At 66.6% G+C, this 16,772-nt stretch carries 17 protein-coding genes; 8 read left to right on the top strand and 9 right to left on the bottom strand.

The window, feature by feature from the left end; translation table 11 throughout:
* Positions 1-27: 27 nt before the first annotated feature.
* Positions 28-582, bottom strand: a complete 555-nt coding sequence (locus ABZ293_RS01455; RefSeq protein WP_355176747.1) for a GyrI-like domain-containing protein — start codon at positions 580-582, stop codon at positions 28-30.
* A 102-nt stretch (positions 583-684) separates the two neighbouring features.
* Here ABZ293_RS01455 and ABZ293_RS01460 point away from each other — a divergent pair, with 102 nt between their 5' ends.
* On the top strand, positions 685-1,587 hold the full coding sequence (locus ABZ293_RS01460) for a serine hydrolase (RefSeq protein ID WP_355177116.1): 903 nt from the start codon (positions 685-687) through the stop codon (positions 1,585-1,587).
* On the opposite strand, the gene ABZ293_RS01465 is transcribed toward ABZ293_RS01460, so the two are convergent.
* Together ABZ293_RS01465 and ABZ293_RS01470 are read right to left on the bottom strand one after the other, a co-directional pair.
* On the bottom strand, positions 1,539-2,486 hold the full coding sequence (locus ABZ293_RS01465) for a LysR substrate-binding domain-containing protein (protein WP_355176748.1): 948 nt from the start codon (positions 2,484-2,486) through the stop codon (positions 1,539-1,541). The genes ABZ293_RS01460 and ABZ293_RS01465 overlap by 49 nt on opposite strands.
* Positions 2,487-2,510: 24 nt before the next feature.
* Entirely contained in the window at positions 2,511-3,509 is a 999-nt protein-coding gene (locus tag ABZ293_RS01470) for a helix-turn-helix domain-containing protein (protein WP_355176749.1), read from the bottom strand.
* A 264-nt stretch (positions 3,510-3,773) separates the two neighbouring features.
* On the opposite strand from ABZ293_RS01470, the gene ABZ293_RS01475 reads away from it, so the two are divergent.
* The 4 genes from ABZ293_RS01475 (at position 3,774) to ABZ293_RS01490 (ending at position 8,625) form a co-directional block, all read left to right on the top strand.
* Entirely contained in the window at positions 3,774-4,331 is a 558-nt protein-coding gene (locus ABZ293_RS01475) for a cupin domain-containing protein (protein WP_355176750.1), read from the top strand.
* 37 nt (positions 4,332-4,368) lie between these two features.
* The gene (locus tag ABZ293_RS01480) at positions 4,369-4,953 is read left to right on the top strand and encodes a hypothetical protein (protein WP_355176751.1); all 585 of its coding nucleotides are present in this window, start codon (positions 4,369-4,371) and stop codon (positions 4,951-4,953) included.
* A gap of 11 nt (positions 4,954-4,964) precedes the next feature.
* On the top strand, positions 4,965-7,763 hold the full coding sequence (locus ABZ293_RS01485) for an AAA family ATPase (protein WP_355176752.1): 2,799 nt from the start codon (positions 4,965-4,967) through the stop codon (positions 7,761-7,763).
* Positions 7,764-7,851: 88 nt separating this feature from the next.
* On the top strand, positions 7,852-8,625 hold the full coding sequence (locus tag ABZ293_RS01490) for a TIGR03084 family metal-binding protein (protein WP_355176753.1): 774 nt from the start codon (positions 7,852-7,854) through the stop codon (positions 8,623-8,625).
* Positions 8,626-8,724: 99 nt separating this feature from the next.
* Here ABZ293_RS01490 and ABZ293_RS01495 read toward each other — a convergent pair whose 3' ends face one another.
* From ABZ293_RS01495 to ABZ293_RS01515, 5 genes are all read right to left on the bottom strand, one after another.
* Positions 8,725-9,564: a helix-turn-helix transcriptional regulator gene (locus ABZ293_RS01495; protein ID WP_355176754.1), complete on the bottom strand. Its 840-nt coding sequence runs from the start codon at positions 9,562-9,564 to the stop codon at positions 8,725-8,727.
* 79 nt (positions 9,565-9,643) lie between these two features.
* Positions 9,644-10,573 carry an NADP-dependent oxidoreductase gene (locus ABZ293_RS01500; protein WP_355176755.1) on the bottom strand — a complete coding sequence of 310 codons (930 nt, stop codon included), beginning with the start codon at positions 10,571-10,573 and terminating at the stop codon, positions 9,644-9,646.
* 2 nt (positions 10,574-10,575) lie between these two features.
* Positions 10,576-11,076, bottom strand: a complete 501-nt coding sequence (locus tag ABZ293_RS01505) for an ester cyclase (protein ID WP_355176756.1) — start codon at positions 11,074-11,076, stop codon at positions 10,576-10,578.
* A 342-nt stretch (positions 11,077-11,418) separates the two neighbouring features.
* Positions 11,419-11,634: a hypothetical protein gene (locus tag ABZ293_RS01510; protein WP_355176757.1), complete on the bottom strand. Its 216-nt coding sequence runs from the start codon at positions 11,632-11,634 to the stop codon at positions 11,419-11,421.
* 301 nt (positions 11,635-11,935) lie between these two features.
* Positions 11,936-12,553: a TetR/AcrR family transcriptional regulator gene (locus tag ABZ293_RS01515; protein ID WP_355176758.1), complete on the bottom strand. Its 618-nt coding sequence runs from the start codon at positions 12,551-12,553 to the stop codon at positions 11,936-11,938.
* Positions 12,554-12,628: 75 nt separating this feature from the next.
* Here ABZ293_RS01515 and ABZ293_RS01520 point away from each other — a divergent pair, with 75 nt between their 5' ends.
* Both ABZ293_RS01520 and ABZ293_RS01525 read left to right on the top strand, forming a co-directional pair.
* Positions 12,629-13,495, top strand: a complete 867-nt coding sequence (locus ABZ293_RS01520) for an oxidoreductase (RefSeq protein WP_355176759.1) — start codon at positions 12,629-12,631, stop codon at positions 13,493-13,495.
* Between the two features lie 397 nt (positions 13,496-13,892).
* Positions 13,893-14,858, top strand: coding sequence for a chlorophyllase (locus tag ABZ293_RS01525; protein ID WP_355176760.1), 966 nt, complete (start codon positions 13,893-13,895; stop codon positions 14,856-14,858).
* A 287-nt stretch (positions 14,859-15,145) separates the two neighbouring features.
* Here ABZ293_RS01525 and ABZ293_RS01530 read toward each other — a convergent pair whose 3' ends face one another.
* On the bottom strand, positions 15,146-16,036 hold the full coding sequence (locus ABZ293_RS01530; protein WP_355176761.1) for an SDR family oxidoreductase: 891 nt from the start codon (positions 16,034-16,036) through the stop codon (positions 15,146-15,148).
* Between the two features lie 52 nt (positions 16,037-16,088).
* Between ABZ293_RS01530 and ABZ293_RS01535 the strand changes: the two genes are divergently transcribed.
* A complete protein-coding gene (locus tag ABZ293_RS01535) occupies positions 16,089-16,688 on the top strand; it encodes a TetR/AcrR family transcriptional regulator (RefSeq protein ID WP_355176762.1) in 600 nt (199 codons plus the stop codon).
* Positions 16,689-16,772: the final 84 nt, after the last annotated feature.

The following is a 16,772-nucleotide window of genomic DNA, read 5'->3' on the forward strand; positions in this document are numbered from 1 at the left end:
CTCGGTGTCGCCGGGTCGATCGCCGGATCAGGCGCGGCGGACGGGATGACGCAGGATGGTCCTGGTCTTCGTGTCGGGGGATTTGCGCGGATCCGAGAGGTAGATCTCATGATGGCGGCCGTTCATGACCAAGTTCTGCTCGGCCATGAACGCCTCCATCCGAGCCAGCGTCTCCGGTTCGGTCGCATACGGTCCGATGTGCATGACCTGGATGGCTTCGCCCTCGGTCAGCCGCTCGAATGTCGCGCCCGAGACCATCTCGGCGGTGACGGTATCGGGCATTCGGATCATCAGCTTCCACTGCCACAGTTCGCGCGGCACCGACAGCGGCGGCTCATCGGAATTCACCCACCACTGGCCCTCCAGCTTGGGCACCACGAAATCCTGTCCATCCGCCTTGGCGAGCTTCTTGGCGCCGTAGGCGGTTCGATACAGCGTCTGCACCGCCTCGGTGTACACCTCGCCGCCGGGTGCGCCCGAGCCGGCGACCGTCAGGTAGCCGTAGGTGTCGAAGGTGCGCAGCTGCGGTTGCGTGGTGGCGTCGTAGTAGTGCTTATCGCTCTTGGCCAGGTCGAGTTTCATCGGGGTCCTCCCAGTCGAATGCGGACGCTGACGAGCCTGAACCCTCCATCGGCGGGAGAGTCAAGATGACTTGGATCGCTCCCGTATGGAAGCTTGGCAAGTGTGGAGGAGATCTTCCGTAAGGTCGGTGTGCACGGCTGGGTGCATGCCCGATGTTTCGATTGCGAGGGCGCGGCCGGGCTCGGTGCCGATGAACCGGTGGTGCTGGCATCGGTGGTGAAGGTGCCGCTGGTACTGGAGTTCGCGCGTCAGGTCGTGGCCGGTCAGCTCGATCCGACCGACCGGGTGCGGGCGAGCGCGGCGGACCGGCTCGGTGGCGTCGGCACCGCGGGCTGTCTGGACGATGTCGAATTCAGCCTGCGCGATGCCGCGTTCTTCGCACTGTCGGTGAGCGATAACACCGCCGCCGACCTGCTGTTCGATCGCGTCGGCCTGGACAATGTGCGCTCGCTGGTCCGCGAATTGGGCCTGACCCGCACCCGGATCGTTGGCTCGCCCAGGTATGTCGTGCAGACCATGGCCGAGGATATCGGCGCACCCGATACCGCCGAATTCGCGCGCCGCTTCCCGACGCTGAGCGTGTCCGAAGTGCTCGCCACCCGTGCCATGGACCCGCACCGCACCACCGCGAGCACGCCGCGCGATATGACCCGCCTGCTCACCCTGCTCGGTCAGGATCGCGCTGGCGCACCCGAGGCCTGCCGGTGGGTGCGCGGACTCATGGCACAGCAGGTCAATTGGCACCGACTCGCCGCGGCCTTCCCGCCGGAGGTGTCGGTGTGGGGCAAGACCGGTTCACTGCCCGCGATTCGCAATGAGATCGGCGTGGTGGAGTACCCCGGCGGCAGTCGCTATGCGGTCGCGGTTTTCACCAGGGCCGATACCCTCGTGCAACGCTTGCCCGATGTCGATCATGCGATCGGCGAGGCCGCGCGGCTGGCGATCGAGCGCATCCATCACGATCTGCCGAATACGACATTCCACGGCCGCTGCGCCACCTCCTGAGCGGGTGCGGGCCGCGACGCGCCGTCGCCTTGAATTACTTCGACGATGAGGTCGGCGAGTTCGTGCACCAGGGGATGCGGTGCCGCCGCGGGCCAGGCGAGTGAGAGCCGCCAGCTCAAGGTGTCGGTCAGCGGGCGCCACACGACCCGGGGCTCCTTCTGCGCCACCATGCCCTGGTCGAAGGCGACGCCGCGGCCGGAAAGCACCATGCCGAGCACGAATTCGGGGTTGCGGGCGTGCTGGACCCGGCTGGGGCGGAAGCCGTGCTCCCAGCAGGTGCGCAGGGTGGCGTCGTAGAGTCCGGGCGCGGCGGCCCGCGGAAAGATCACCAGACCGAGTCCGGCCAGCTCGGCCAGGGTGAGCGAGGAGCGAACGGCCAGCGGCGAGTCGCGCGGCAGTACCACGCCGAGCGGTGTCTCGACTTCGGGGCCGAGTTCGAGGCCGACCACATCGACCGGATGCTGGAGCAGCCCGGCATCGAGTTGGCGGTCGGCGAGCAGCCTGATCTGTTCCGCGGTGGTCAGCTCCTGCAGATCGACCCGGACGTCGCGACCTTCGCAGGCGGTGAGGATCGCCGCCAGCACCCGCCCGGCCAGCTCGGGCGGGACCCCGACCCGCAGCGCGTCGATCTCACCCCGATGTGCCTTACCCACCAGCCGCTGCGCCCGATCCCAGCGGGCCAGCAGATCGCGGGATTCGGCGAGCAGGATCTGACCCGCCTCGGTCAGTTCGACCCGTCGGCTGTCCCGATCGAACAGCCGCGCACCGAGATCCTGCTCGAGTTTGCGGATGCGCTGGCTCAGCGGCGGCTGCGCGATGCCCAGCCGCTCGGCCGCACGTCCGAAATGCAGTTCTTCGGCGACGGCGACGAAGTACCGCAACTGGCGCAGGGAGTCCACGCTGCGACGATAGCGTGCTCGTGCTTATCGGCTGATGTCCGGCGATGACGCCGTGCGGCTGGGTTGGCCGTGGCCCGCCGGTCCTTCGCGGAGTTGTCCCGGCGTGGTGTCGAAACGTCGGCGGAAGGCTTTGCTGAAGCTGCTGGTCGAACCGAAGCCCAGCTCCGATGCGATATCGGTGATGCTTCGATGCCGGTAGGCGGGGCTGCGCAGGCGGTCGCGGGCCAATTGCAGGCGTTCTTCCCGGATGACTTCGCTGGGCGTGGTGCCGACAGTGCTGAATGCCAGTTGAATTTGACGCAGCGACCAGCCGAGCGCACCGGCGACGGATGTGCCGGTGAGGTTCGGATCTCCGGCATGGCTGTGGATATATCGACGGGCGGTCGCCGCCACATGGGCGAGCTGGGTGGGTGAGCTCCCCGGGTCGCCGAGGATCTGCATGCAGACCAGATCCACCAGCCGTTCGGAGACGGCGTCGAATTCGTGGTCGGTGAGTGCGGCGGATTGGGTGGACAAGCCGCTGACGATCCCGTCGGTCACCCGCCCGAGCCCGCTCGTGAGATCCAGCGGGTGGCTGGGCGGCGTGACGCGGTTGAGGCGATGCTGTATTTCCTTGTGCGGAATGGTGATGATCAGCCCGCGCGAGCCGTCGGACATGGACATCTCGTAAGGCCGGTCGACGGCCACCAGGCCCATCGTTCCCGACGTGAGGACCCCGTAACCGTCGTCGGTGCGGAAGGACAGTTGCCCGACGAGAGGAACGATCAGCCGATAGTCGTCATCGGGGTCGGCACGGATGTGCGCTGGGGTGCGCAGATAGGTGACGGCATCCGATTTCCAGCCGACGAGCTGATAGGCGTCGGTGCGGCGCAGTTGAGTGTGCCCCTGGAAGTCGGTGTGGCTGGGGAACCGGTAGCCGAGCCGACAGTGATATGTGCTGATCAGATGAGCCCAATAGTCGGCTCGCTCATGTGGGTCCACCGCACTTGTCGTGGCGGAGTCGGCGATAGCCGCTCGATCCATGAATGCTGCCTTCCGATCGACGATCATCGGTGGCCCAGGCGTCGACCCCAATTCTGGTAGCAGACTACGGCAGAACCGCGCGGATCACCGCCGGAGCAGCAAATCGCGGGCATTCGACTCTGCGCACTTGGACAGTGCTCGTGCGTGCTGGGACAAGTGGGGATGCGCGGGCCGCGGCTACGGTCCGAATAGCTCGGATCGGCCAGGTGCGGCTATCGGTGCCGACCTGATTCAGCTAGTGGTGGAAGGTAACCGGGAGTTCATATGCGCAGAATCGTGGTCGGCGACGACGGAACCGGGCAGGGACGGGTACTGGCAGACGACAGTGTCGACCCGCTGACATTGGCGCTGCTGCCCGGCGCCGAAATCTATCGGATGTGGGAGCTCGACGAGCTGCCCGATCTGCCGGTGGATCGGATGCCGCCGCAAACCGATACGCGTTACTTTCCCGGCCCGGGCGGGTTGCGTTTCGGGTTCATCTCCGTACCTCCGGGCCTGACCTATGAGCCCGATGCCGAGCTGTCCGAGGAAGCAATGGCGGCCGTCGCCGCGGAAGCGGAGGCGAAACTGCCGGGGATGATGGCGGCATTCGACCCCGCCGCGCCCGGCATGCACAGCACTGCGAGCATTGATTTCGTGGTCGTGCTCAGCGGCCAGGGCCGCATGCGCCTCGGCGACGGTGTCGATGTATCGCTGCGGTCGGGCGATTGCGTGATCCAGAACGGCGCACCGCACGCCTGGTTCAACGACGGTGTGGTGCCGTTCGTCTTCTGTTACGCCCTCTGCGGCGTCGCCGACCGGAATGCGCCGACGCAGCCATGACTCATCTCCAGCAGCGCCCACGACGGAGGCCGCTCACATGAGGGCCGTCGGAAATCGTTGGCGCAGTTTCGAATACACGCTGGTGTCGGCCGGTCCGTGCGCCGTAGCCGTCGACCTACCGACGGTGGGCATGGCACAGATGTTCGCCGATTGCCTGGTAATGCGAGTCGATGTCGAACCGGGCGATTGCCCCTTGACCGCCGAGGCCGTTCGCGCGATCCGGTACCTGTGCCTCGTCAGCGAGGCGGACCATATCGTTATCGCCGGGACGCCGAACTGGACGACCCGGGGTAGTCGGTTCACGTCGGGCGCTCGTCCACTGGATGTCCTCACTCACATCGCCGACACCCTCGACGTGCTTGCGGATCTTTCCGAACAATTGGGGGAATACGGGGAACGCGTCCATCTGATGCCGTTCGGATGGAACCTTGCCTGGCGCGCCGAAAAGTCGGCACGACAATGGGATTTGCCGTCGATCACCGTATCCGCGTCCGGGGATATCGAGGTAGTACCGGCGTCCATCCGCCGGTTGTCGGGCCCGAGCGTGCCCTGTTCGTCGACGGCGCGGCCTTCCGGTCCGGCCCGGACCTTTCGGTCTGTCAGCTGCGCCCGTGGTAATTAGGGCTCACCCACATGCATGACTCCCGCACGTCGGTCGTCATCGGTCGTTCGGGCGAGATCGACACACTGACAGCGCTCGCGCGCCGGGCCGCCGCGGGGCAGGGCGCCGTGGTGCTGGTACAGGGCGAACCGGGTATCGGTAAGACAGCGCTATTGGACGCGGCCAGGGCACGGTTTACGGCGGCAGGTTTGCGAATTCGACTCGGCGCCGCCAGCGAACCAGGCCAGACCGTAGCGTTCGCGGCGCTGTTCTCCTGGCTCGACGTCGACCACAACGCCGACGCGCCGGAGGCGGATCCGATCCGCGCCCTGGTCGACAGCGACGATCCGTCGGGTGACGCGCAGGCAACGCCCGAGATCGTCATCGCCGAGGCGATCCTCGATCACATCGAGACCTGGTGTGCGAGGGGCCCGCTCGCGCTGATAGTGGACGACGTCCACTTGGCCGACAGGTCGAGCCTGTCGGTGTTGCAGCGACTGTGTGCCCGCATCGATGAGCTACCACTATTGCTACTGCTCGCGGCCCGCCCACAGCCCCAGGACTCGGCGTTCACCGCACTATCGGCAGAACTCGTCGAATGCCGCGCCGCGCAGATCCGTCTCGGTGGACTATCCGACGCGGCGACAGCGGAATTGGTGTCGCATCTCGTCGGTGCCGCACCCGGCCCGGCATTGCTGCGGGAGGTTGCGGGCGCGGGCGGCAATCCGCTCTATATCACCGAATTGGTGGCCGCCCTGCTGCGCGAGCAGGCGATCACGGTGGTCGCCGACACTGCCGATCGCACCGAGGCGGTCGCCGAGCAGCGCCCGTCCGCGACACTCGCACAGGCGATTTCGCGGCGGCTGGACTTTCTGCCCCGCCGGACACGGAACGTGCTGGCGACTGCCGCCGCGCTGGGCCCGGTCGTCGACGTCACGGAATTGGCGGCGGTTCTGAACCAACCCCTGCTGGATGTGTGGAGCGTGGTCAGTGATGCGATGGTGATCGGACTGCTGATGCGGGTGGACTCCGAAGTGATGTTCCGTCACGACTTGATCCGCCACGTGCTGTCCGATCAGCTGCCCGCTACGGTGCGCGCCGGTCTGCTGCGCCGGGCTGGACAGGTTCTGCAGACGACCAACGCGCCGATCGAGCGGATCGCACACTATTTGGCGGTCGCCGACTGCGAACTGGACCAGACCAGCATCGACTGGCTGGTCGCGGTAGCCGACAAGCTGGCCTCTCGAACCCCTGAGCTGGCGGTGCAGCTATTGTGGCGCGCGATGTCGGTCGTGGAGTCGAGTGATCCACAGCTGATCCGCTCGTATATCAAGGCGCTGCTGTGGAGCGGCCGGACGGCCGAGGCGGAGGCCGAGGCGCGCGCTGCACTGTCGACGCGTCCGGAGTGCGGCGACGATATCGAATTGCGCTGGCTGCTCGCTAGCGCCTGCCAGGCCCAGGGGCGCATGGCCGATGCCGTCGACATCGCCGAAACTGCGCTGCGCACAATGGATCTCCATGCCGAGCAGGCGGGCCGTTTCCAACGCATGCGCGCAGTGCTCAATCTATCCCTCGAGCGGTTCGATGCGGCGGAGCGGGCTGGCCGAGCGGCGGTCGCGATGGGGGAATCCAGTGGGGATCTGCGCACCGTCGGGTGCGGTCTCGCCGCCGTCGGCGCGATCCGGTATGCCCGAGGCGATCTCGCCGAGGCGCTGGAGCTGAGTACTCGAATACCCATAGCCTCGACCGACGGCGCCGGACCGGATCAGTTCGATCCATACGCGCTGCGGGCAGACTGTCTGCTCGAGCTCGATCGCCTGACCGAGGCCGAAGACGTGCTGGAACAGGCGATAGCGCACAACCGCCGTATCCGAGGCGAGCACCTGTGCTCGAACCTGGTCGCCAAGGCACGGCTACATCTGCTCGACGGTCGCTGGGATGACGCGGTGGCCGAATGCAGCGCGGGCGCGGCGGCGCCGGACGTGCTCGGGTACTCGACGGTCGCGCCCACCCTCGCGGCGCTGATCGGTATTCACCGCGGCACGTTCCTACCGGATGTGGACAGCATTCCCCTGCCGGGCGACCGCGTGGGCACCATCGGCTACGCGCACTTGCACTCGTGGGCCGAAGCATTGACCCACGAGGCCCGCGGTCATCCGGACCTGGCCTTGAAGCTGCTCGTCGAGACCCACGAGCGACTGGCCGACCGCTCGGCCGCGGCCACGCTGTACTACATCTTCCCGGATATCGCTCGACTGGCCGCGGACGTCGGTGACCCGGATGCGGCGCGGTCGGTTGCGGCCAGCGCCGACGAACTCGTGGCGCGAGAGTCGACCGCTTCCCGGAGCGGGACAGCGCTGCTGTGTCGCGGTCTGGCCGAGCGTGATTCCGATCGCCTGCTGGCGGCCGCCCAGGCCTTCCGGCGGTCCGGACGGCCGCTCTACGAAGCGCAGGCACACGAGAACGCCGCCGTGCTGCTCGCTGCCAACGGATCCGATGCCGACGCTCGTCGCTCGCTGGATACCGCGATAGCGATCTACGGCCGACTCGGCGCATCGTGGGATATCGCCCGTACGGCCGCGCGCGTGCGGCCGTACGAAATTCGACGAGGTGTGCGCGGTCGGCGCAACCGCCCCAAATCCGGCTGGGCGGCACTGACCGATACCGAGCGCAGGGTAGCCGTGCTGGTCGCCGAAGGCCGCTCCAATTCCGGCATCGCGGCGCAGATGTTCTTATCGCACCGCACAGTTCAGTCCCACGTATCGAAGATCCTCGCGAAACTCGATATGCGATCACGGCGCGAGATCGCCGCGAGCATGCCGCGCATGTGACCGCCCCGACAGCGCGAAACCTGGTGTGGCACAGTCGCTGTCTATCGTGGTGGTGATCATGTTCGACCATGCGTGAAGGTGATACGGGATGTTGGATTACGGCCTTGACATGTCCGATGTGGAGCGCGATCTGGCTCTGCCCGACTTGGTGGCTGAAGGAGATGAGCTCGACGCCCTGGTGTCAGCGCAGGCCGACTGGTCCAAGGACACACCGGCAGCGGGGTGGACGATCGCCCACCAGATCGCTCATCTTGCTGCAGCCGATGCGAATGTTCTCATCGCCATACGGACCCCGGAAGCGTTCGACGCCGTGCTGAAGCAGGCCGAAGCCGCAGGCAGCCGATACGCTGATCTCGACGCTGCCGCGGGAGCGGCGAAACCGCGATCGGTACTGCTGGAACAATGGCGTGCTGGTCGAACCGAGGTGGCGGCCGCGCTGCGTGATGTTCCACTGGACCATGGGTTTCCGTGGTACGGCTCGCAGTTGACCGCCGCGCTCATGGTGCCGCTTCGACTGATGGAAACGTGGGCGCACGGGCAGGACGTTTTCGATGCGCTGGGTGTCGCACACCGTCCGACGGGTCGGCTCCGGCATGTGGCCTCCTTGGGAGTCGTAGGACGAGAGCTGTCGTTCTACGCGGCCCAATTGCCTACTCCGGCAGAGCCGTTCCGTGTCGAGCTGACCGGTCCCGACGGCCGGACCTGGGTCTGGGGCCCAGAAGATGCCGGGCAACGGGTTCAGGGCAGTGCCCTCGACTTCTGTCTTCGAGTCACCCAACGCAGGTCCCTGGCCGAGACCGACCTCACCGCGGTCGGCGAGGACGCCCGCAAGTGGCTGGAGATCGCTCGCGTCTTCCTCTGAAATGGTGCGCATATCGGGATGAGCTCGCATGCGTAGCGGCGTGCGATGTTCGGCGGCGGCGGTTGCTGTCGCGACCAGGTAATCGGCGGGCCCGGCCGATCACTGGGCTATTTCTTGTTCACCGACCACCGCAAGCAATTCGAGTTGTTCGACCGCCCGCGTGCCCGGCACGGGGGTGAACCAGAGCAGCCGTTGGGTGCCGTCCTCGCTGAGCAGGCTGAGGCAGTTCAGTTCGAGCTCGCCTATGACCGGGTGGATCAGCCGCTTGCGGTCTGCTCGACGGACGCCGACGTCACGCCGCCCCCAGAGCTCTGCGAATTCTGCGCTGATCCCCAAAAGCTTCTGGGTGAGTGCAATGACTTCGGGATCTTTTCCACGGCGCGCGGCGACCGCCCGCATATCCGCCACGAACACCCGGGAGTGGTATGCGTGTTCGTCCGGGTGGTAGAGCTCACGGACGGAGGGGTCCGCGAACCACTGGTAGATGAAACTCGCCTCGATGCCTTTTCCGCCCTTCGGCGGGCCCAGCAGCGCTCTTGCGAGCGGGTTTTGGACCAGTGGTGCGCTCAGATCGGTGATCACCTGCGCCGGGGTGTTCGGCAGCCGGTCGAGGAGGTCGAGCATGCCCGGATGAACATGCGCGGCAATGCCGTGCACCGGCGGTAGTGGACGCCCGGCCAGATGGTAGAGGTGATCGCGTTCGTCGGAGGTGAGGCGCAGTGTCCGCGACAGCACCGCCAGCATCTGTTCGGACGGCTGCACTCCGCGCCCCTGCTCCAACTCCACGTAATAGTCGGTGGATACCCCGGCGACCGTCGCCACCTCGTCACGACGTAAACCGGGTACGCGCCGACGGGGTCCGGTGGGAAGTCCGATGTCGGCCGGTCGCACCCGGTCTCGCCGGGACTTCAGGAAGGCGCCGAGTTCCGAGAGATCCATGCATTCAGTATCTGTACCCGGTCCCGCCACCTACCAGGGGGTGACGGCACCACTCTCGGCGAGGTGACCGCGCCCGCTCTCAGACGACGCTGTCGGCAACGAGGACGACCTTGCCCTTGGCCTTGCCGTCGGCGAGGTAGTCCAGCGCTGCGGGCGCTTCGCCGAGCGGCAGCACGCGGTCGAGCAGGATGTGCGTGCCGGAATCGATCTTCTCGACCACGGTCGCGAGCCGGGTCGCATCCGAGCTGTGGAAGACGAATTCGGCACGCACGCCACGGCTGGTGGCACGTTCGGCGTCGGGTGGGACAGGCGTCGCGACGAGGATTCCACCACTTCGGAGGACGTCCAATGACCGCACCTCGTTCACACCACCGATGGTGTCGAGCACGACATCGACGTCCGCTGCCACCGTCGTGAAATCGGTTTCGGTGTAGTCGATGACCTGGTGAGCCCCCAGCTTCTGCGCGATGTCGACTCCCGCGCCGGAAGCCGTCGTGATCACCTGGGCGCCGAGATCGCGGGCGAATTGGACCGCGAAACTGCCGACCCCGCCCGCACCGCCGTGTACCAGCACCGTCTGTCCTGATCGGATGTTTGCTACCTGGGTCAACGCCTGCCAGGCGGTGGCGGCGGCGGTCACAATCCCGGCTGCGAGATGCAGTGAAACAGTCGAGGGTGCCCGGACCAGCTGGTCTGCTGGTACCACGGCATATTCGGCGGCGGCGCCACCCCGGCTCGGATCGAGGCGTGCGACGACTCGGTCACCGGCCGACCATCCGGTGACGTCGTCGCCGACTGCCACGACTGTTCCGGACAGGTCGGTACCCAGCGTGTAGGGAAATTCGACCGGGAAATAGTCGCGCATCACGCCCGAGCCGATCTTCAGGTCCAGCGGATTGGCGGCGTAGCCCGCAACACGCACCGATACCTCCCGCGGCCCGATGGTCGGCGCTCGGGCATCCCGCACCACGGCCTGATCGCCGTACGCCTGAATCTGCACTGCTTTCATTGCTACTTCTCCTCGTTTCCAACCGTCGGCCACGCACCCACCTGCTGGAACCAGCCGAGCCAATCCTCGAGGTGCCAGGTCCGTACCATCCGGCCGTCGATCACTTCGTGAAATTCATGGATCCTGATTCGGACTTGCTGCCCGGTTGCGGGTACGCCGAACCAATCACCGTCGTGGGTGCCGCATATCTCGGCGCGCACCGCGACAAGGCCGTTGCCGTTGTCTGCACGGCCGTCGACGATGGTGTGAACCACTATCTTGAAGTCTGCGAATGCTCGATTGATCGCTGTGACAAGGGGTTTGATGCCATCACGTCCCGGCGCCTGATCCGGACCGAGGGGTATGTCGTCCCAGTCGGGTGTCACGACGTCATCGAACAGTGCGGTATCGCCACTGAAGCCGCGGTAGAAGGTCTCGATCAGTTCGTTGAGCGATCTCGTCATTATCTTTCCTTCGATCGTGTTGGTGCCGTGGCCAGTACCCGCTCCGGTCACGACCACCATCGGGGGCCGGGATCCTGTCGGTCTTGCGCATGCCTGCTCCCTTCCTCGAGGCCTGCCCGACATGAGCTCAACTGTCGGTGCCGCCGCCGCGGCGATCCAGATGAGGCTTCCCCCGGTGTTTTCGGCACCACCATCCGGCAGCAGGAGGGGCAACAACCCCCGGGTTGACGTCATCTGGCTGCTGCTGTGGCCGATCGGGGTGTGTTGGTCATGCCGTTCATCGCGGGCCGCTGCCCGCGGGTGTTCGATTGCGAGTGCACTGATGGTTGCCGGGGTGTGCCCCGGCAACCAGGCGTCATCACCCCAGGGCTTCATCCCTTGCATCCGTTCGCTTCCGGGGCGTTACGACAGAGCCGCGACCATGATGTGGGTGTCGGCGAACGTCTCGAACGAGACCGGCGCGCCATCCGCGAATCGCCATGCGTGCGTGAACCGGGCCAGCATCGATCGGCCGGTCGTTTGGGATACGGCGGAGTAGTAGCCGAGTGCGAACACCCGGTCGGCGATACCGACGACTTCCTCGGGAACAACCCGCAATTCGTCCCACACCGCGCCCATGCGGGTGAAGTTTCGAGTCCGGTATCGCACCGCCGCGTGTCGAGGAACCGGCACCAGGGGGGACCCGCCCGGATGACCTCGTGTACGGCGACCGCTCGCCGGTCGGATCCGCGGCACCGCTGCGGTTGGCGCTCCTGGGACCGGTGCAGACGCGAGTCGGCGGCGCGCAGATTATCCTGCGGCCGAAAGCACAAGCGCTACTTGTCATGCTGGTCGCGCACAGCCACCGCACCAGTGGATCCTCCGCGACGACGTGATTCCGTTGGAGAGCGGTGGATCCACGCGTCCACGCTACGGGCCGCTACCGCATGGCCAGCCCAAGCGCGGTGAGCCAGATATGGGTGACGGTGGCGGCGGTGTCGTCCAGCGGGCCGCCGGACCGCGAAGCCTGATAGAACGAGCGCTCGGTCATCCATACCAGGGCGGTTGCGACAGCCCCGGCGCCCGCGGGGCCGTCGTCGTGGGGGATTCCCGCTCGTTCCGCGATGCCCTGCGTCGTGTCGCGGATGGCTGCCACTGCCGAATGCCAGGATTCTTCGATCGCGGGCACCGTCGGCGCGAGGTCGACCGCGGCACGCACGACGTTGCCGTGGTCGCGCCACATCTGAGCGGTGCGGGCGACGGCCCGGCGGATGGCGGTCTCGGGTGGACCGGAGGCGTCGGCGTCGTCGATCTCGGTGCGCAGTGTCTCGACTGTGCGCTCGACCAGCGCCGTGAGCAGGGCGTTCTTGGATGCGAAATAGAAGTAGAACGCTCCCCGGGTGATGCCCACGTCCGTGGCGACGGTTTCGATCGTCATGCGCTCGAACCCGATCTCCTGCAGTTGCCGTTCGGCGGCATCGAGAATGGCGCGCTCACGCAGATCACCTTTCGTCGGTGTGTTGCGTCGGCGTCCTCGTCTGGTCGGGGTGTCTGGCACGAATCGACTCTACCCGCTATAGAAATTTTTCTACGCACTGTAGATTTTTTCTGACCGAGTGTAGATTGTGTGGCCATGAGCGTGCAGACAAGTGCGAGAGTCTTTTTCATCACCGGCGTGAGCTCGGGGTTCGGGCTGAGCTTCGCGGAAGCGGCGATGCAGGCCGGTCACACGGTGGTCGGCACCGTTCGCAACAGCGCCGACGCGACCGAATTCGAAGCGCTGCACCCGGATCGGGCCATCGCGCGCATCCTCGATGTGACCGACGACGAGGCGGTCTTCCGCACGGTGGACGATGTCGAGGCGACGGTCGGCCCGATCGATGTGCTCATCGCCAACGCCGGATATGGGCACGAAGGCGTCCTGGAGGAGTCGCCGATGGCCGAACTGCGAGCACAGTTCGACGTGAACGTCTTCGGTGCGGTCGCCACCATCAAGGCCGTGCTGCCGCATATGCGTGGTCGTCGCCGTGGTCATATCTTCGCGGTCACTTCGATGGGTGGACTGATGACCGTTCCGGGCCTGGCCTACTACCACGGCAGCAAGTACGCGCTGGAAGGAATCCTGGAGACGCTCGGAAAGGAGGTGTCGCAGTTCGGGATTCACGTCACCGCGATCGCACCCGGATCATTCCGCACCGAGTGGGCAGGCCGGTCGATGGTCCGCACGGAACGCTCGATCTCCGAATACGACGCTTTGATGAACCCGATTCGCGAGCGCAGACTGTCCGCCAGCGGCAACCAACTCGGCGATCCGCGCAAGGCCGCGGCCGCCGTGCTGTCGGTGCTCGACACCGACGACGCGCCGGCACACCTGGTGCTGGGCTCCGACGCCCTGCGGTTGATCACCGCGGGCCGGGCGGTCGTGGACGACGAGATCGAGCGGTGGGCCGACCTGTCTCGTTCGACCGACTTCCCGGATGGCGCCCAGCTCGCTGGGTAGGTCCATGACGGCCGTAGTTCCACGCGTTCGCAACTGCTGGCGGACAACCTTGTGTTGCGTCCCTTCGCATTCGGGACGTGCAAACTCGGCGTGAACCGCCGCGCCGATGCCGTCGCCCGCGCCACGGGTCTGCTCGCACCCTTCTCTCGCTATCGCTGACCGGCGGGTACTCCGCACCCGGTCTGGGCTGGTCGCAGCCGTCGCTGCCCGTTGCTCCGCCGATGCGTCAGCGGCCGGGGCGACGCGGTGCGCGGCTTGTTGTCCGCACCCGGCTCGCCCGGCAAGCAGTAGCCGCGGCACTGAACGGGTTTACAAAGCGGAACATTGCTCCGTATAGTTCCGGAGCAACGTTCCGCTTTGGAGCGCGGCCAACATCCCCAGCAAGGAAGTGCGCATCATGAGTGAATCGACTGTCGCTACCGCCGACGCCCCCGGTGCTGTCTTCTCGGTCGCTCCGGTGGTGCTGCCGGTTCCCGGCCGCCCCGTGGATCTGCAACTGCGGGTCTCGGCACCGGTGACCGGAAGCGAGTTGCCGATCATCCTGCTCTCGCACGGTCACGGCTACTCGAACCACCTGTCCTCGCTGAACGGCTATGCGCCCCTTGCCAACTACTGGGCCGCACACGGCTTCGCCGTCATCCAGCCCACTCACCTGGACTCGAAAACGCTGGTCGGTGATCCCGACCTGAACCCCGATGATCCGGAGGCGCCGCTGTACTGGCGGTCGCGGGCCGAGGATATGAAACGCATCCTCGACCAACTCGACGCGATCGAGGCCGCGGTCCCGCAGCTGCGCGGCCGCCTGGACCACGGCAAGGTCGCGGTGGCCGGGCACTCGCTGGGCGGGCACACCGCAAGCCTGCTGCTGGGCGCGCGGCTCACCGATCCCCGCGATGGAATCGAAGTGGATCTGGCCGATCCCCGGATCGCAGCGGGAGTGCTGCTCGCCGCGCCCGGGCGAGGCGGCAATGCCCTCACCGAATTCGTTGTCGAGAACTATCCCTTCTTCCTGACCGCGGACTTCACCACCATGACGACACCCGCGCTGGTGGTCGCCGGTGACAAGGACACCTCCACCCACCTGACGGTCGCGGGCCCGGGCTGGCACACCGATCCGTACTTCCTCTCCCCGGGTCGCAAAACCCTGCTGACCCTGGCCGACGCCGAACACGGCCTCGGCGGGATCGCCGGATACGACGTCGCCGAGACCACCGACGAGAATCCGGAAAGAGTCGCAGTGGTCCAGCGGCTCACCTCGGCCTACCTCCGCAGTGCGCTGTACCCCGGGAATTCCGCTTGGCAGACGGCGTGTGACGCGCTGACGGCGGGACCCGACCCGCTGGGGCGGGTCGAGTCCAAGTAAGCCTTCAGCTTTAGCGCACCACAGTTCGTGTGACGGTCGTCGGCGCTCGTCACTGTGTCGACTGGATGACTCGGCGTCGGCGTGGGCGCGGCAGGCGAGGACGGGATCATCGGACAGTTCCTTGCGTCCGGCTACTGGCTCTCATCAGTAGCGGACGGGTTGGCGGTTGCCCGCCGGATCGACCCGGGCGAACGTCGGAGGCCGCTGCATGATCGGTTTCGGCTAGGTGCGGGCGCTCGGCGATCAACTTGCCGACCTGCGCGGGGTCGGGCACTTCGGTATCGAGATCACTGAGTGGCGGTCGTCGGGTAGTGCGGACGGAGGCCGAACGCGAGCATGCGGTCGAGCGTCCGGTCGGGTAGTACCCGCGATAGGCGGGTGATCAGGGCCGCATCACGGCCCACGGTGTAGCGGGTGCGGGGCTTTCCGGCGGTTACGGCCTTCGCGATCACCCGCGCGACGTCGTCGGCGGGCCTGCCATTCGGGATGTGGGCGGCGGCCTGCGCGTTCACCGCCTGGATCAGCCTTCCGTAGCGGTCACGCTGTTCCGGTGACATGGCAGCGGCCTGCTGGTTCGTTGCGGCGATCACCCGGTCCGACATCTCGGTGCGGACCGCTCCTGGCTCGACGACGACCACTCGCACGCCCAGCGGTGCCAGTTCTCGGCGCAGCGAGTCGCTAACCGCCTCGAGGGCGAACTTTGTGGCCGCATAGGGGCCGTATGCGGGCATGGCGACTCGCCCGCCGACCGAGCTGATGTTGATCACGCGGCCCGAGTTGCGCAGCAGCGCAGGCAGCAACGCCTGGGTGACGGCGATGTGACCGAAGAGGTTGACCTCGAACTGCCTGCGCCACTCGTCCAACGGCAGGGTCTCGACGGGGGCGTTGATTTGGATGGCGGCATTGTTCACCAGCGCCCGCAGCGCACCTGTACGCGACTCATCGGCGAAGAGGGGGGCCAGTCGCGCGATGTGATCCTGCTCGGTGATGTCGAGAATGATCGGCTCGATGCGGTCCGTGCGAAGCGCGTCGGCGTCCTGGTCGCGGCGGACTCCGGCGATGACGTGGAATCCTCGGCGAGCCAGTTCGCGGGCAGCCGCCGCGCCGATCCCGGTCGAGGCCCCGGTCACGACGACGCAGCCCTGAGGTTTCGGCGATTTTTCAGATGACATTGTCATCTTGATGACGATAGGCATCTCAGATGACAGCGTCAACTGTATTGTGATCGGCATGGTCAGCCGCATGGAATCCGCCGCCACGACGCGACGCACCCTGCTGGACGCCGCCGCCGACCTGCTGGACAGCGGTGGCCCGGACGCGGTGACATTGCGCGCGGTCGGGGCGCGCGCGGGGGTCACCCGCGGGGCGCCGTACCGGCACTTTCCCGACAAGGACAGCCTGCTGACCGCCATTGCAACCGAGGCACTGGACCGGCTCGCGGATCAGATGCGGACCGTGCGCGCCGATCCGCAGTTATCCCCGGCCGACAAGTTGCAGCGCGCCCTGACCGCGCTGATGACCGTCGGCCGTCGTCAGCCGCACCGGTACCAGCTGATGTTCACCTCCCCGGCCGGCGACTCGTCCGCGATCAACGCCTCGACCCGGGCGGCCGAGCGCGCCCAGGACGAATTTCTCGCCATCGTCGGCGAAGTCGTCGGCGCACAGCACGCTCAGCGATTCGGGGCGCTGCTCTTGACCAGCGCGCACGGGATCACGGTGATGCAGATCAGCGGGCACCTGCCCGAGGACAAGTGGCACGTCACGGCCGAGGAACTTGTCTCGACCCTGGTGCGCATGATCGATCGCCAGGTCCACATGGAAGCTTCGTGATGCGCTCGGCGTACTGCTAGAGCGCCGGGTCGTTGACGGTCCGCGGGTTCGCCCGCCGGTGGACAGCAATTGTCAACACGCGCA

The sequence above is a fragment of the Nocardia sp. NPDC005998 genome, from assembly GCF_040614395.1.
Classification (GTDB): domain Bacteria; phylum Actinomycetota; class Actinomycetes; order Mycobacteriales; family Mycobacteriaceae; genus Nocardia.

Excerpts from the sequence above, each read along its gene's own strand:
- ABZ293_RS01470 (WP_355176749.1), bottom strand. The coding sequence starts at position 3,509 with ATGGATCGAGCGGCTATCGCCGACTCCGCCACGACAAGTGCGGTGGAC.
- ABZ293_RS01480 (WP_355176751.1), top strand. The coding sequence starts at position 4,369 with ATGAGGGCCGTCGGAAATCGTTGGCGCAGTTTCGAATACACGCTGGTG.
- ABZ293_RS01475 (WP_355176750.1), top strand. The coding sequence starts at position 3,774 with ATGCGCAGAATCGTGGTCGGCGACGACGGAACCGGGCAGGGACGGGTA.
- ABZ293_RS01535 (WP_355176762.1), top strand. The coding sequence starts at position 16,089 with ATGGTCAGCCGCATGGAATCCGCCGCCACGACGCGACGCACCCTGCTG.
- ABZ293_RS01520 (WP_355176759.1), top strand. The coding sequence starts at position 12,629 with ATGAGCGTGCAGACAAGTGCGAGAGTCTTTTTCATCACCGGCGTGAGC.
- ABZ293_RS01525 (WP_355176760.1), top strand. The coding sequence starts at position 13,893 with ATGAGTGAATCGACTGTCGCTACCGCCGACGCCCCCGGTGCTGTCTTC.
- ABZ293_RS01485 (WP_355176752.1), top strand. The coding sequence starts at position 4,965 with ATGCATGACTCCCGCACGTCGGTCGTCATCGGTCGTTCGGGCGAGATC.
- ABZ293_RS01505 (WP_355176756.1), bottom strand. The coding sequence starts at position 11,076 with ATGGTGGTCGTGACCGGAGCGGGTACTGGCCACGGCACCAACACGATC.
- ABZ293_RS01495 (WP_355176754.1), bottom strand. The coding sequence starts at position 9,564 with ATGGATCTCTCGGAACTCGGCGCCTTCCTGAAGTCCCGGCGAGACCGG.
- ABZ293_RS01490 (WP_355176753.1), top strand. The coding sequence starts at position 7,852 with ATGTTGGATTACGGCCTTGACATGTCCGATGTGGAGCGCGATCTGGCT.
- ABZ293_RS01530 (WP_355176761.1), bottom strand. The coding sequence starts at position 16,036 with ATGACAATGTCATCTGAAAAATCGCCGAAACCTCAGGGCTGCGTCGTC.
- ABZ293_RS01455 (WP_355176747.1), bottom strand. The coding sequence starts at position 582 with ATGAAACTCGACCTGGCCAAGAGCGATAAGCACTACTACGACGCCACC.
- ABZ293_RS01500 (WP_355176755.1), bottom strand. The coding sequence starts at position 10,573 with ATGAAAGCAGTGCAGATTCAGGCGTACGGCGATCAGGCCGTGGTGCGG.
- ABZ293_RS01510 (WP_355176757.1), bottom strand. The coding sequence starts at position 11,634 with ATGGGCGCGGTGTGGGACGAATTGCGGGTTGTTCCCGAGGAAGTCGTC.